Source organism: Streptomyces sp. JK94, from assembly GCF_053613315.1.
In genome coordinates this window covers 514,154-528,531 of record NZ_JBSICH010000001.1, presented here as the reverse complement: position 1 = coordinate 528,531, position 14,378 = coordinate 514,154, and the positions used below count along the sequence as shown (strand labels likewise).

12 protein-coding genes are annotated in these 14,378 nt (G+C 72.5%); 7 read left to right on the top strand and 5 right to left on the bottom strand.

Annotated elements, in window-relative coordinates; translation table 11 throughout:
* Positions 1 to 425: 425 nt before the first annotated feature.
* From ACVV2G_RS02470 to ybaK, 3 genes are read left to right on the top strand one after another with little or no spacing between them, the layout of a single operon-like run.
* Positions 426 to 1,454: a hypothetical protein gene (locus tag ACVV2G_RS02470; protein ID WP_453840864.1), complete on the top strand. Its 1,029-nt coding sequence runs from the start codon at positions 426 to 428 to the stop codon at positions 1,452 to 1,454.
* Between the two features lie 11 nt (positions 1,455 to 1,465).
* On the top strand, positions 1,466 to 2,206 hold the full coding sequence (locus ACVV2G_RS02465; RefSeq protein WP_453840863.1) for an LON peptidase substrate-binding domain-containing protein: 741 nt from the start codon (positions 1,466 to 1,468) through the stop codon (positions 2,204 to 2,206).
* A gap of 12 nt (positions 2,207 to 2,218) precedes the next feature.
* Positions 2,219 to 2,725 (top strand): Cys-tRNA(Pro) deacylase, encoded by a 507-nt coding sequence (gene ybaK, locus ACVV2G_RS02460; RefSeq protein WP_453840862.1) that lies wholly within the window; start codon positions 2,219 to 2,221, stop codon positions 2,723 to 2,725.
* A gap of 255 nt (positions 2,726 to 2,980) precedes the next feature.
* Here ybaK and ACVV2G_RS02455 read toward each other — a convergent pair whose 3' ends face one another.
* The 4 genes from ACVV2G_RS02455 to ACVV2G_RS02440 form a co-directional block, all read right to left on the bottom strand.
* Entirely contained in the window at positions 2,981 to 3,688 is a 708-nt protein-coding gene (locus ACVV2G_RS02455; protein WP_453840861.1) for an AAA family ATPase, read from the bottom strand.
* A 34-nt stretch (positions 3,689 to 3,722) separates the two neighbouring features.
* On the bottom strand, positions 3,723 to 4,550 hold the full coding sequence (locus tag ACVV2G_RS02450; protein ID WP_453840860.1) for an ABC transporter permease: 828 nt from the start codon (positions 4,548 to 4,550) through the stop codon (positions 3,723 to 3,725).
* Between the two features lie 110 nt (positions 4,551 to 4,660).
* Positions 4,661 to 5,635, bottom strand: coding sequence for an ABC transporter ATP-binding protein (locus ACVV2G_RS02445; protein WP_453840988.1), 975 nt, complete (start codon positions 5,633 to 5,635; stop codon positions 4,661 to 4,663).
* A gap of 132 nt (positions 5,636 to 5,767) precedes the next feature.
* Complete coding sequence (locus ACVV2G_RS02440; protein ID WP_453840859.1) at positions 5,768 to 6,985, bottom strand: NYN domain-containing protein; 1,218 nt, start codon at positions 6,983 to 6,985, stop codon at positions 5,768 to 5,770.
* Between the two features lie 223 nt (positions 6,986 to 7,208).
* On the opposite strand from ACVV2G_RS02440, the gene ACVV2G_RS02435 reads away from it, so the two are divergent.
* The gene (locus ACVV2G_RS02435; RefSeq protein ID WP_453840858.1) at positions 7,209 to 7,376 is read left to right on the top strand and encodes a hypothetical protein; all 168 of its coding nucleotides are present in this window, start codon (positions 7,209 to 7,211) and stop codon (positions 7,374 to 7,376) included.
* Positions 7,377 to 7,414: 38 nt separating this feature from the next.
* Here the strand turns inward: ACVV2G_RS02435 and dnaE are convergent, their stop codons facing one another.
* Entirely contained in the window at positions 7,415 to 10,954 is a 3,540-nt protein-coding gene (gene dnaE / locus ACVV2G_RS02430; RefSeq protein WP_453840857.1) for a DNA polymerase III subunit alpha, read from the bottom strand.
* 244 nt (positions 10,955 to 11,198) lie between these two features.
* On the opposite strand from dnaE, the gene ACVV2G_RS02425 reads away from it, so the two are divergent.
* The 3 genes from ACVV2G_RS02425 (at position 11,199) to ACVV2G_RS02415 (ending at position 14,332) form a co-directional block, all read left to right on the top strand.
* A complete protein-coding gene (locus ACVV2G_RS02425) occupies positions 11,199 to 12,536 on the top strand; it encodes a DUF2252 domain-containing protein (protein ID WP_453840856.1) in 1,338 nt (445 codons plus the stop codon).
* A gap of 69 nt (positions 12,537 to 12,605) precedes the next feature.
* On the top strand, positions 12,606 to 13,313 hold the full coding sequence (locus ACVV2G_RS02420) for a hypothetical protein (RefSeq protein WP_453840855.1): 708 nt from the start codon (positions 12,606 to 12,608) through the stop codon (positions 13,311 to 13,313).
* 218 nt (positions 13,314 to 13,531) lie between these two features.
* Positions 13,532 to 14,332, top strand: a complete 801-nt coding sequence (locus ACVV2G_RS02415; RefSeq protein WP_453840854.1) for a DsbA family protein — start codon at positions 13,532 to 13,534, stop codon at positions 14,330 to 14,332.
* Positions 14,333 to 14,378: the final 46 nt, after the last annotated feature.

Below are 14,378 nucleotides of genomic sequence, written 5' to 3'. Positions count from 1 at the left end.
GCGGGCCGCCGGGCCGCCCCGGGCGGTACGGCCTCCCTCCGGGGCAGCGGGGCCGGTCCGGGGAGGAGGGACGGCACGGCCTCCCCTCCAGGGGCGGCGGACCCGCCCGGACGGGGCGGCACGGCCTCACCGGACGAGGGCGGCACGGCCCCACCGAAGGCGGCAAGGCCGGCCCTGGCCGGAACGGCACGCCCCCGCCGGAGCGGCAAGCACCGCTCGGACGAGGACGACCCGGTCCCCCACCGGGGGCGGCAGACCCGCCCGGACCAGGACGGCACGGCGTCGCACCGGGGGCGGGCAGGCCGGGGAGGGGCCGGGGGTCCGGGAGGGGCCAGGGGTCCGGGAGGGACCAGGGGCCCCGGGAGGGACCGGGAGGGGCCGGGCCGTCGCACAACCATCACGTACCGTCGGCCGTCGTACTGGCCATGCTGCGCGCGTTCCTCCGGACGGCGGCCCGGCGGGCCCGCTCCCGGCCACCACGTCCCGTCCCGGACGACGACGTGTTCCTCGACGCCCCCGACGACCGCCTCGCCCCGGCCCTGGTCGCGGCGGCCCGCGGCGAGCCCGCCCCCGCGGCCGCCCTCCTCGCCGGCACCCGCGCACACGCCGAGTGGGAGCACCGCGACCGCTGGGCGACCCGGCTCGCCGCCTTCGCCCGCGCACGCGCCGAGTGGCTCGAGGACTGGCGCGCCGCCGCCCCGGACGACCCCGACGCCCTGCTGGTCGGCGCCCGGCTGACGGTGGACCGCCACTGGGACTCGCCCGCCCGCACCGAACTGCTGCGCCAGGTGGCCCCCGCGGTCACGGCCGCCGCCGAGGCCGCCGGGGCCGACCCGGTGCCGTGGCGGACCGCGCTCGACACGGCCCGCGGCGCGCAGGCCGGTCACACCGAGTTCGAACGGCTGTGGGCGCAGGCCGTGCGTCGTTCCCCGCACCACTACGGATGCCACGTGGCCGCCCTGGAGTACCTCGCCGCCGTCTCACCCGGCGCGCACCGCGAGTGCCTGGACTTCGCCGAGACGGCGGCGCGGGAGGCACCCGAGGACGCGCTCGTACGGGCACTGCCGCTGCGGGCGGCCTTCGCCTGTCTGACGGCGCGCGGCGACGGCGACACGGCCGGCGTGCACCGGGCCCGCCTGGACGCGGCGGCCGACCGCGCGATCCTCCTCTCGGCCGCCCACCCGGCGGCCGACCCGTGGCCGGCGGAGCTGCGGAACCTCCTGGCGTACGTCCTGGTGCGTCTGGACCGTCGACAGGACGCGGCGGAACAACTGCGTCTGACCGGCCCGTACGTCACGTCCTTCCCCTGGGACCGGGACACGGACGACCCGCTCGGCCGCTTCCTCCAGGTGCGCGCGGACGTCCGCGCGCACCTGGCCTCCGCGCCCGGTACGGCGGGTTCAGGTCATCCACGAAGTGGGCACGGCGCTCACGTCCGCCCCGGCGACCATTAGGCTTCTGCGTCGTGACCACCGTCCGGCTCCCGCTCTTCCCCCTGAACTCGGTCCTGTTCCCGGGGCTGGTGCTTCCGCTCACCGTCTTCGAGGAGCGCTATCGCGCCATGATGCGCGAGCTGCTGAAGACCCCCGAGGACGAACCGCGCCGTTTCGCCGTCGTCGCGATCCGCGACGGCTACGAGGTGGCCCGGAGCGCCCCCGGCCTGCCCGATCCGACGACTCCGCTCGAGCAGGGGCCGTCGGCGGGCTTCGGGCCCGACCCGCTCAAGGCGTTCCACAAGGTCGGCTGCGTCGCGGACGCGGCGACGGTCCGCGAACACGCCGACGGCACCTTCGAGGTGCTGGCCACCGGCACCACCCGGGTGCGGTTGATCTCGGTGGAGGCCTCGGGTCCCTTCCTGACGGCCGAGCTGGAGCCGCTGTCCGAGGATCCCGGCGACGAGGCGGGGGCGCTGGCCAAGGGGGTGCTGCGATCCTTCCGGCAGTACCAGAAGCGGCTGGCGGGGGCCCGCGAGCGGTCGTTGGCGACCGGCGCCGACCTGCCGGACGAGCCGGGCGTGGTCTCCTACCTGGTCGCCGCCGCGTTGATGCACGACACCCCGACGAAGCAGCGGCTGCTCCAGGCCCCGGACACCGCCTCCCGCCTGCGGGACGAGCTGAAACTCCTTCGCGCCGAGACGGCCATCATCCGTACGCTGCCGTCCTTGCCGGCGTCGGACCTGACGCGCGGCCCGACGAGTCTCAACTGAGGAACCGCCCGGATGGCGAAGAAGCCGAAGAAGCAGCAGCACTCCGGCGGCGGCACGCCCGCGACGGTGGCGCTCACCGCGGCAGGAGTGCCGTACACGGTCCACGCCTACGAGCACGACCCCGCCCACCCGTCCTACGGCGAGGAGGCGGCCGAGGCGATGGGCGTCTCACCGGAGCGGGTCTTCAAGACGCTGGTGGCGGACGTCGACGGCGCGCTGACGGTCGCCGTGGTGCCGGTCGCGGGCCAGCTCGACCTGAAGGCGCTGGCGGCCGCGGTGGGCGGCAAGCGCGCGGCGATGGCCGACCCGGCCCTGGCCGAACGCACCACGGGCTACGTGCGGGGCGGCATCTCCCCGCTGGGGCAGCGCAAGAGGCTCACGACGGTGCTGGACGCGTCGGCCGCGGGGCACGCCACGATCTGCGTGTCGGCGGGCCGCCGCGGACTGGAGGTCGAGCTCTCCCCCGACGACCTGGCCAAGCTGACGCACGCGGTCCTCGCCCCCGTCGGCCGCGCGTGACCCCCTGACGGACGCGTCGCCTCCGGCCGGACGGCCGAGCGGACAGCCGAGCGGGCGAACGTACGGACGACCGGACGAGCGAAGGACCGGACGAGCAGGCAGACAGGCAGACAGGCGAGCGAACGGCCGGACGGACCTCGTCGGGAACCCCGTGCTCGCGGGTGCCCGCCGAGGAGGGCAGGGCGCACCGCGGGCGCGCGCCCCCGCGACCGGCCGGCCACGGGCGTTCGTACCGCCCGGCGGGGCGCCGCGGCCCTACGCGGACTTCTCCCCGTACGGCCCCGACGGGTGCTGCCCGGGTGCCGGCCACGGGTCGGGCTCCGGATCACGGGGTCCGAACAGTCCCGTCAGCCCCAGGTGGACCACCAGCGCCGACACCGACCACGCCAGCAGCGCCCCCTTCGCCCCCAGCTTCAGCGGCGCGGAGAACGTCACCCCCTTGCCGACGTCCTTGGCGTGGGCGATCACGTCCTGCGCGGGCCCGAGCCACACCCCGACCCGCCACGCCAGGAGCGAACCGAGCAGCCCGCCGACGCCCAGCGCCACCACCAGGGGCACGCCCCCGCGCCGGCGCAGCAGGAAGACGACCACCGCGCTGAGCGCGCCGAACGCCAGCGCGAGCAGGGTGAAGGCGCCGTCGACCCCGGCCGCCTGCTCGCCCTCGGACTCCTTGAGGTAGACGACCCAGGTGTCGCCGGTCACGTCACCGACCAGCGGCACGGTCGGCGCCAGCTTCCACCACAGCACGCCCAGCAGCGCACCGAAGAGCGCGATCACCACCGCGGTCACGACGGCCTGCCGCACTTCGGCCGGCGTGCCGGGGCCGTCCTGTTCACCGTGCGGGTCGTACGCGGCGCCGGACGCGGTGCCCACCGCGTGCGCTCCGACGGGCGGCGGCACCGGCCCGCCCTGGTACGACGAGCGATCGTTCGGTGGCGGTGGCGGAGTCAGAGGCGCGGTCACCGTGCCATCGTGCCAAACCCGCCTGTGCGGCGCGTCACCGGACGGCGGCCCGGCGGTACGCCCAGGTGGCGACGGCCAGCGAGACCACGCCGACCACGGCGCACACGGCGAGGTCGCCGAGGACGAAGGCCCAGTCGGGCCGTTCCCCGAACGTACGCGCGAAGGCCTCCACGCCGTACGTCGAGGGCAGCAGGTCCCGGACCAGGCGGACCGCCTCGGGCATCCGCTCGGCGGGCAGCACGCCCAGCAGCAGCGCCGCCGACATGCCCAGCTGGCCGAGCAGGGTGGCGAACTCGGGCCGGGGCGCGAGCAGGCCCAGCGCCGCACCCAGCCCGGCGAGCGCGGCGCCCGCCAGCGGGATCACGGCCGCCAGCACCCACAGGTGGGTCATCGGCAGCCCGAACAGCACGCACCCGAACACCGCCGTCACGACGGTCCCCGGCACGGTGAAGGACGCGTACGCGCCCGCCGCGCCCAGCACCACGGCGGCCGGCGGCACCGGCAGCGTCGCGTAGTGGTCGAGGCCGCCGCTGGCGCGGAGCTGGCCGAAGTACTGGGCGAGCAGGTTCAGCGCGACGAAAGCCACGACGAGCACCGCGGACCCGGCGACCACGGCCTGTGCCTCGCCGCCGCCGTCCACGACCCCGCGCATGAGGATCATGATGCCGACCGACTGGAAGGTGGCCACGAACAGCAGCGGGATGCGCGCGACCCGCGCCCGGGACAGCTGCGCCCGGTACACGGCCACCAGGGACGGCCACAGCCGCGCCCTGGGACCGAGCTCGGCGCCTTCGGCGCCCTGCTCCTCGTCCTCGACGGCCAGGGCACCGCCCGGCAGGACATCGGCGGGTACGACAGTCACGTCGAGCTGCTCCCCTTCGTCGGGTCCTTCGAAGCTTCGCCGGCGGTCGTTCCCAGCCGTCGCCCTGTCGGGTACGGACACGGCGGCCGGTGTGCTCACCGTTCGCGTGCTCAAGCCCTCACCAGCCCCTGGCGCGCCGCTCCGCCCAGTGCCAGGTAGACGTCCTCCAGGCTGGGCGTGGCGAGGGTGAAGTCGTCCAGGGCGGCGAAGGCGGCGCCCCCGGTGACGGTGGCGACGACCGCGCGGGCCTCCTCGGGGGCGAGCCGCAGCGTCCAGCGGCGTCCCGCCTCGGTGGCGCGGTCGCGCAGGGCGGCGACCTCGGGCACGTTCAACGGGGCCGTCTCACGCCACACCAGGTCGACCCGGACCTCGCCGGCCACCTTCTCCTTGAGCCCGGAAGGCGTGTCGCAGGCGATCACGCGTCCCCGGTCGAGGACCGCGACGCGGTCCATCACGGTCTCGGCCTCGATCACGTTGTGGGTGACCAGCAGCACGGTCGTGCCGTGCTCGGCGCGCCGTCGGTCGACGGCCGCCCACACCGCGCGGCGGGCCACCGGGTCCATACCGGTGGTGGGCTCGTCCAGGACGAGCAGCGGGCGCTCCCCCACCAGCGCGGCGGCGAAGCAGGCCAGGCGGCGCTGTCCGCCGGAGAGCTTCCTGATCGGGCGGGCGGCGAGCGGGGTCAGACCCAGTTCGTCGAGGACGGCGTCCCGCTCGGCGCGCGCCCGTCGCGCCTCTAGGCCGCGCAACCGTCCGGTGGTCTCGGCGGCGAGCGACACGGTCAGGTCGTCCAGGGCGCTGGACTCCTGCCCCAGGTAGGCGAGGATGCGCGCGGCCCGCTCCGGGTGGCGCACGATGTCGTGTCCGAGGATCTCCACGCTGCCGCGGTCGGGCCGCATCAGGCCGGTGAGCTGGCGCACCAGCGTGGACTTGCCGGCACCGTTCGGGCCCAGCAGTCCGAAGATCTCACCGCGGCGGATCCGCAGGGTCACGTCGTCGGTGGCCCGCACCTCGGGGGTGGCGGGAACGCCGCGCCTGCCGCGTACCGCCGGGTAGGTCTTGGTCAGTGCGCGCACCGCGCACACGGCATCGCCACCGGGTCGAAGTGCCTGTGCCGCGCGCGTACTCACAAGGGACGAGACTACGGGGTCCGTCCCTCCGCCCCGCCCCGGGGTCCGCCCGTAAGTGTCGATTCAGCCGGGGAGGAGGCGGGGGCCTCACTCCGCCGCGGGGGCCCGCTCGGTCGCCGTGCGGACGTCGATCTCCCGCCAGAAGCCGGCCCGGATCGCGTACCGGTCGTGCTCGTCGATCTGGTCGTCCTTGTGGGCCAGCAGCCCGAAGCGGGCCGCGTAGCGCAGCAGCTCCCCGTCGACGCGGTGCGGGATGCGGGGGTACATCCCGGAGAGTTTCTCCAGGTGGCCGTGGGCGCCGAGGCGTTCCAGCCAGCGCCGGGCGAAGACCTGCCCGACCTCGTACGGATCGCCGCCGACCGTGGTGATGTCCTCCTCGCGGTCGGCCCAGCGCTGCTCGGCCGTGGTCAGCTGGGCCAGCGTCGGCATCGAGGCGGCCTCGGCGGGCTCGGCGGCGGGCGGGCGGTCGACCCAGCCCTTGTCGGAGGACCAGCGCAGGGTGGCGGTCGGGGGATGCGGGGCGGGATGGGCGCCGGGGGCGCGCAGGGCGGCGAGGTCCTTGGGGGTGGGGACGCCTTTGGCGGGCGGTACGCGCTCCTCGCCGCCGTTGCGGGGAGCGCGGGTCGTCGTGGGGTGCTCCGGCTCCTCGGCGGGCCGTTCGGCGGCCGCGGAGAGCGCGGACTCGGGCAGCGGCGCGGAGAGGATCGCGGCGATCTCCGGGCGGGGCACGGGCGGCGGCGCGCAGATCCCGCCGAGTTCCTTGGCGCGCACCGCCCTGGTGATCCACACGCGGTCCAGGACGCGCCGCTCGTCGGCCTCGGCGACCAGGTCCTCGGACTGGTTGTAGTCGCCGTCGGCGGCCTGCACGGCCCACAGGTGCACGGCGACACCGTGCTCCTTGGCGGCCATCATGCCCGGCAGCAGGTCGCCGTCGCCGGTCACCAGGACGACGTCGGAACAGGCGCGGTTGCGGGCCAGCTCGGTCAGCTCGGCGTGCATCGCGGCGTCGACGCCCTTCTGCGCCCAGCGGCCGTCACTGCGCGTGAGGGCGCCCAGCCGGACGGTGACCCTGGGCATGACGCGCAGCCGCCGGTGCTCGGGCTGCGGGACGCGGTCGGGGGCGCCGTCGAACCAGTAGATGCGCAGCAGGGGCTGCTGCGTGTCCGCCTCGGCTCGGTCGCGCAGCCCCTGGACGAGGGCGGCGTGGTCGACGGTGATGCGCGAGCGTGAGGGCTCCCCCGCGAGGAGACTCGCGGCGGCCCCCAGCAGATACCCGGCATCCACCAGGACGATGCAGCGGTCCACGCGATCCACCCTCTTTCCGGGAGGTTTGCTTCGGGCTTCCTTCGAGTCTGCCCGACCACGCGGAGGTTAACGGCCCGAACTCGATCTTCGGCGTGGCGTTTCGGCGCCTCGCGCCCCGACAAACCGGGTCACGCACGGTAATTGCCCGATGTGCGTTCTTTGTTGGCCTATGTGAATCTGGAGACGGCCCTGGCCCCCAGATCCCCCTCAGGAGGTAGATCACATGGCCAAGAACAAGAACAACCGTGATCGTAAGCAGCCCCGGACCGAGCGTGCCCCGCAGGGCGCCGAGGCGGCCGTGCTGGACCGCGAGGAGCAGCACCCCCCGCAGCTGACGACGCCCGGCGACGCGGCCTCCCGCAAGCGGCACAAGCGCTTCGGCCACAACTGACATCGCACGACGGGCCGTTGCGGCCCCCGCGCGGCGGCTCAGCCCGCCAGGCAGGACGGGCCGAGCAGCACCTTCAGGTCGCCGAACAGGGCCGGGTCGGGCTTCACCCGGTGCCGGTCCAGGCGCAGCACCGTCGTCTTCGTCGGCCCCTGGAGCTTGATCCGGACCTCGCTGTCGCCCCGGTGGTGCGTGAGGATCTCGCCGAGGCGGCTGACCATCGGCGGAGTGACCCTGGTCGCCGGGATGGTGAGGACCACGGGCGCGTTGGCGCCCGCGTTGGACAGGTCGGGGACCATCAGCTCCATCGCGACCAGCCGCGGCACGTCCTCCCGCTTGTCCAGGCGCCCCTTGACGAACACCACGGCGTCCTCGACGAGTTGGGTGGACACCAGCTGGTACGTCGCCGGGAAGAACATGCACTCGATGGAGCCCGCCAGGTCCTCCACGGTGGCGATGGCCCAGGCGTTGCCCTGCTTGGTCATCTTGCGCTGGAGGCCCGAGATGATGCCGCCGATGGTGACGACGGCGCCGTCACCGAAGTCGCCGCCGGTGAGCTGGGAGATGCCCGCGTCGGCCTTGTCGGACAGCACGTGCTCCAGGCCGAAGAGCGGGTGGTCGGAGACGTAGAGACCGAGCATCTCCCGCTCCTGGGCGAGCAGATAGGTCTTGTCCCACTCGTCCTCGCCGAAGACGACGTCGAGTCCGAAGCCGGGCTCGTCGCTCTGCTCCTCGCCCATGCCGCCGAAGAGGTCGAACTGGCCCTCGGCCTCCTTGCGCTTGACCGCGACCACGTTGTCGATCATCGGCTCGTACTGCGCGGTGAGGCCCTTGCGGGTGTGCCCCATCTCGTCGAAGGCGCCGGCCTTGATCAGCGACTCGGTCGTCCGCTTGTTGCAGACGACCGCCTCCACCTTGTCCAGGTAGTCGGGGAAGGACAGGTACTTCCCCTTGGCCTTGCGGCACCTGATGATCGACTCGACGACGTTGGTGCCGACGTTGCGGACGGCGGAGAGGCCGAAGAGGATCACGTCGTCGCCCTGCGCGGCGAAGTTCGCCATGGACTCGTTGACGTTGGGCGGCAGCACCTTGATGCCCATGCGCCGGCACTCGTTCAGGTAGACGGCCGACTTGTCCTTGTCGTCCTTGACCGAGGTGAGCAGGGCGGCCATGTACTCGGCGGGGTGGTTCGCCTTGAGGTAGGCCGTCCAGTACGAGACCAGTCCGTACGCGGCCGAGTGCGCCTTGTTGAAGGCGTAGCCGGCGAAGGGGACCAGCACGTCCCACAGGGCCTGGATGGCCTCGTCGCTGTAGCCCTTCTTGCGGGCGCCCTCCTGGAAGAGGACGAAGTTCTTGGCCAGTTCGTCGGGCTTCTTCTTGCCCATCACCCGGCGCAGGATGTCGGCCTCGCCGAGCGAGTAGCCCGCGATGATCTGGGCGGCCTTCTGCACCTGCTCCTGGTAGACGATCAGGCCGTGGGTGACCGCCAGGACCTCCTGGAGGGGCTCCTCCAGCTCCTTGTGGATCGGCGTGATCTCCTGGAGGCCGTTCTTGCGCAGCGCGTAGTTGGTGTGCGAGTCCATGCCCATGGGGCCGGGGCGGTAGAGCGCGGAGACGGCGGAGATGTCCTCGAAGTTGTCGGGCTTCATCAGCCGCAGCAGCGAGCGCATCGGTCCGCCGTCGAACTGGAAGACGCCGAGCGTGTCGCCGCGCTGGAGCAGGTCGAAGGTCGTGGGGTCGTCCAGCGGCAGCGACAGCAGGTCGAGGTCGATGCCCTTGTTGGACTTCACCATCTTGACGGCGTCGTCCATGATCGTGAGGTTGCGCAGACCCAGGAAGTCCATCTTCAGCAGGCCGAGCGACTCGCACTGGGGGTAGTCCCACTGCGTGATCGTGACGCCGTCCGTGTGCCGCACCCAGATCGGGGCGTGGTCGACGATGGGTTCGCTGGACATGATCACGCCGGCCGCGTGCACGCCCATCTGCCTCACCAGGCCCTCGACGCCCTTGGCGGTGTCGATGACCTTCTTCACGTCCGGCTCGTTCTCGTACATCGCGCGGATCTCGCCGGCCTCGCTGTAGCGGGGGTGCGCCGGGTCGGTGATGCCGTTGAGGTCGATGCCCTTGCCGAGGACGTCGGCGGGCATCGCCTTGGTGAGGCGGTCGCCCATCGCGTACGGGTAGCCCAGCACGCGCGCGGAGTCCTTGATGGCGTTCTTCGCCTTGATCTTGCCGTACGTGCCGATCATGGCGACCTTGTCGGCGCCGTACTTCTCCGTCACGTACCTGATCACCTCGACGCGCCTGCGCTCGTCGAAGTCGATGTCGACGTCGGGCATGGAGACGCGCTCGGGGTTGAGGAACCGCTCGAAGATCAGGCCGTGCGGGATCGGGTCGAGGTCGGTGATGCCCATGGCGTACGCCACGATCGAACCGGCCGCGGAGCCTCGGCCGGGGCCGACCGCGATGCCCTGGTTCTTGGCCCACATGATGAAGTCGGCGACCACGAGGAAGTAGCCCGGGAACCCCATCTGGATGATGACGTCCATCTCGTACTCGGCCTGCTTCTGGCGGTCCTCGGGGACGCCCCCGGGGAAGCGGCGCGCCATGCCCCGGCGCACCTCCTCCTGGAACCAGGTGACCTCGGTGAAGCCGTCGGGGATGTCGAACTTCGGCATGAGGTCGCGCTTCTCGAACATGCCGGTGGTGTCGATCATCTCGGCGATCAGACGCGTGTTGGCGCAGCCCTCCTGCCAGGCGTCGGAGGAGTCGATGGCGTACATCTCGTCCGTCGACTTCAGGTAGTAGCCGGTGCCGTCGAACCGGAAGCGGTCCGGGTCGGAGAGGTTCTTGCCGGTCTGGATGCACAGCAGGGCGTCGTGGGCGGTCGCCTCGTGCGCGTAGGTGTAGTGCGAGTCGTTCGTCACCAGCGGCGGGATGCCGAGCTTCCTCCCGATCTCCAGCAGGCCGTCACGGACCCGGTGCTCGATCTCGATGCCGTGGTCCATCAGCTCCAGGAAGTAGCGGTCCCGGCCGAAGATGTCCTGGTAGTCGGCGGCCGCCTTGAGGGCCTCGTCGAAGTGGCCGAGCCGCAGGCGGGTCTGCACCTCGCCGGAGGGGCAGCCGGTGGAGGCGACGATCCCCTGGGACCACTGCGAGATGGTCTCCTTGTCCATCCGGGGCCACTTCTGCAGCCAGCCCTCGGCGTACGCGTCGGAGGAGAGCCGGAAGAGGTTGTGCAGGCCCGTCCTGTCGGTCGCCCACATCGTCTTGTGGGTGTAACCGCCCGAGCCGGAGACGTCGTCCCGCTTCTGGTGCGGCTGGCCCCACTGGATCTTGCGCTTGTTGCGGCGCGACTCGGGGGCGACGTACGCCTCGATGCCGATGATCGGGGTCACTCCGGCCTTCTTCGCGGAGTGGAAGAAGTCGTACGCCCCGTGCAGGTTGCCGTGGTCGGACATGGCGATGTGCGTCATGCCCATCTCGTTGCAGGCGTCGAACATGTCCTTCAGCCGCGCGGCACCGTCCAGCAGCGAGTACTGGGTGTGGACGTGCAGGTGCGTGAACGGCGGCTTGGACACGTTCGGCCTCCTGGGGGAGCGGTGGCGACGGGCTGCGGCGAGCTGCGGACAGTCCGGGGGTCGGCGTCGAAGTCTATGCCTCGCCGCCGACACTCCGAGGGCTTCCCCGCGTACCTTCGTGTGCGGGCCCGCGCGCCGGGGCGGCTCCTGGGGGCGCGGGCACTTCCGCACCCCTTCGCACGTTGGTCCGCGTGGAGGATCCGCTCCACCCGCCGCGCACCATCCGCACCAGGAGGCACCAGGCATGTCGGTTCCGCAGCTCAACGAGGAGCGAGGCGAGGAGATCCTCGCCGTCTTCGACACCGCCTTCGGTCAACTGCTGGCCGCAGACCCCGCGGCGTTCCGCGTGAAGTTCCGGAAGATGGCGGCCTCGGCCTTCGCGTTCTACCGCGGCACCGCGAGTCTCTTTTACCACGATTTGACCGTGGACCAGGAGTTCGGGCCGGCGAGCGGCGGCCCGTACCTGGACGAGCGGACCTCCCGGGTGTGGATCCACGGCGATCTGCACGCGGAGAACTTCGGCACGTACATGGACTCCACCGGCCGGCTCATCTTCAACGTCAACGACTTCGACGAGGCCTACGTCGGCCCGTTCACCTGGGATCTCAAGCGTTTCGCCGCCTCCGTGGCACTGATCGGGTATGCGAAGGCGCTCAGCGACGGGCAGATCACCGAACTGGTGGGGGTGTACGCGGGCGCGTACCGCGAGCGCATCCGCGCCCTGGCCACCGGCGCCAAGCGCGACGAGGTGCCCCCGTTCACGCTGGACACCGCCGACGGGCCGCTCCTGGGCGCGCTGCGCGTCGCGCGCTCCCTGACCCGGTTCGGGCTGCTGGAGTCGATGACCGAGATCCGTGACTTCGAGCGCCGCTTCGCTCCGGGGGGCGGCTCCGTCGAGCTGGACGCGGCCACGCGGTACAAGGTGCTCGCGGCCTTCGACGGCTACCTGGAGACGCTCCCGGAGTCGTCCCTGACCCGGCCCGACTCCTACCGCGTGAAGGACGTCGTGGGCCGCCGGGGCATCGGCATCGGGTCGGCCGGCCTGCCCTCGTACAACATCCTCCTGGAGGGCAACAGCGACGCCCTGGAGAACGACGTCGTGATCTACATCAAGCAGGCCCAGACCCCGGCGGTCTCCCGGCACATCGCCGACCGGGCGGTCCGGGACTACTTCCAGCACGAGGGCCACCGCACGGTGATCTCCCAGCGCGCCCTCCAGGCGCACGCCGACCCGTGGCTGGGCTGGACCGAGCTGGACGGCGCGGGCCAGCTGGTCGCCGAGGTCTCGCCGTACGCCGTCGACCTGGACTGGGGCGACATCGACGACCCGGAGGAGATCGGCGAGGTCGTCGCCGACCTGGGCCGGGCCACGGCCGCCATGCACGCGGCGGCGGACGACCAGTCCGGGGAGTCCCTGGTGCCCTTCTCCACCGAGCGGGCCATCGACGCGGCGATCGCGGCCGACGAGGAGGGCTTCGCCCCCTTGCTGGTCGACTTCGCCCACCGGTACGGCGCCCGCGCGCGTGCCGATCACCAGACCTTCGTCGACCTCTTCCGCAACGGCCGGATTCCGGGTCTGTAACCGTCGTCTCTCGCACAGGAACCCTTTAGGGGTCCCTTACCGGGCTCCGTGACACACTCTTCTTTCGCTATGGACATATCCGGAACCCCGCTCAGAGCCGTGCGCGCGGCGCTGTTCACGGCACTCGTCGTGACGCTCAGCACCGCGTCGCACGTCCTGCTGTCCGGGGTTCCGCTGCCGCTGCCCACGGTCGCGGCGGTCGCCGCCGCCGTGTTCCTGATCGCGTACGCCCTGGCCGGGCGGCGCGAGCGCGGCTTCGGGCGGATCGCCGCCCTGCTGATCCCGCTGGAGCTGGCCGCCGACACGGTCTTCACCACCGGCCAGCACGTCTGCTACGGCCGGGCGGGCGGCCCGGTCGCGGGCCCGCTGCGCTCCGTCGGCTTCGACGTGCTGTGCGGCGACGGGACCGGCGTCCACGCGGGCGTGACCGCCCCGCTGAGCCGGGTCACCGGCGCCGAGACCGACCGGCTGGCGGCCGTGCTCGCCGACGCCGACCCCGCGAGCGCCTGGCTGCTGCTCGGCGCGCACGTCGGCGTCGGTCTGCTGGCGGCGGCCTGGCTGCGGCGCGGCGAGCGGGCGCTGGCCCAGCTGCTGAGCGCGGTGGCGGCGACCACCTTCCGGCCGCTGCTGCTCGCCGTGGCGGCCGTGAACGTACGCCGGGCCCCCGCGGTGCGCCGCCCGACCCCTCCGGCCCGCCGCACCGCCGGCGCCCGCGAGCGGATCCTCACCCACTCCCTGGGACGGCGCGGACCGCCTCGCCCGGCCGCCCTCGTGTGACACGGCCCGCGCACGGCCGGGACACGGCCCGCGCCGGAGCACGGCCCGCGCGTGACGCACGGCCCGGGTGCGGCCCGGCACGTGGGCACGGGGCCCGACACGTGGGCACGGCCCGAGCGCGTGACGCGCCCCCGAGCCCGTGACGCGTCACCGAGCACCAGCAGTCCCCATCAGCCTTCCGCACACACCGTGTGCGCGTCCCCGGAGAGATCACCACCATGAGCAAGCGGAACAGTCAGGCGGCGAAGACGGCGGCCCGAGAGCGGCTGCGCCTGGAGCGCGAGCGTCAGGCCAAGCGCGACAAGGTCAAGCGGCAGGCCATCGTGGCCTGCTCCATCGTCGGCGTGCTGGCGATAGCCGGCGGCATCGGCTACGCCGTCGTCCAGAACAACAAGCCCACGGGCTGGGACAAGGCCGCCGAGGCCGAGGTGGTGGCCCCGGCCAACACCTCCGGCGAGAACGGCACCACGGTCATCCTCGGCGACGCCGAGGGCGACGACGTCGTCCACCTCTACGAGGACCCGCGCTGCCCGGGGTGCGCCTCCTTCGAGCAGTCCATCGGCGAGACCGTCAACAAGGGCATGGAGGACGGCACCTACAAGCTCTCCTTCACGCTCGGCACCTTCCTCGACGGGAACCTCGGCGGCGAGGGCTCCAAGAACGCCCTCAGCGCGCTCGGCGCCGCGCTGAACGTCGGTCCCGAGGCGTTCATCGACTACAAGACCGCGCTGTACTCCTCCGAGTACCACCCCTCGGAGTCGACCGACGAGTTCGCCAAGGACGACTACCTGATCAAGGTGGCGAACACGGTCGACGCCCTGAAGGACAACCAGAAGTTCCAGGACGCCGTAGAGAAGGGCACCTACGACGCCTGGGCGATGAAGATGAGCGACTCCTTCCAGAAGGCCGAGGACGTCCAGTCGACCCCGACCGTCAAGATCAACGACAAGGTGATCGAGACCCCGAGCACCGACGAGGAGTGGCAGAAGGCACTCGAGGACGCGGGCGTCACCAAGTAGCGACGAACGGCGAACGAGCGGGCGAACTTTGGTGAGTTCGCCCGCT

Bases quoted from the DNA above. Each gene is read 5' to 3' on its own strand.
- ACVV2G_RS02470 (WP_453840864.1), top strand. From the start codon at position 426: ATGCTGCGCGCGTTCCTCCGGACGGCGGCCCGGCGGGCCCGCTCCCGG.
- ybaK (WP_453840862.1), top strand. From the start codon at position 2,219: ATGGCGAAGAAGCCGAAGAAGCAGCAGCACTCCGGCGGCGGCACGCCC.
- ACVV2G_RS02435 (WP_453840858.1), top strand. From the start codon at position 7,209: ATGGCCAAGAACAAGAACAACCGTGATCGTAAGCAGCCCCGGACCGAG.
- ACVV2G_RS02425 (WP_453840856.1), top strand. From the start codon at position 11,199: ATGTCGGTTCCGCAGCTCAACGAGGAGCGAGGCGAGGAGATCCTCGCC.
- ACVV2G_RS02420 (WP_453840855.1), top strand. From the start codon at position 12,606: ATGGACATATCCGGAACCCCGCTCAGAGCCGTGCGCGCGGCGCTGTTC.
- ACVV2G_RS02415 (WP_453840854.1), top strand. From the start codon at position 13,532: ATGAGCAAGCGGAACAGTCAGGCGGCGAAGACGGCGGCCCGAGAGCGG.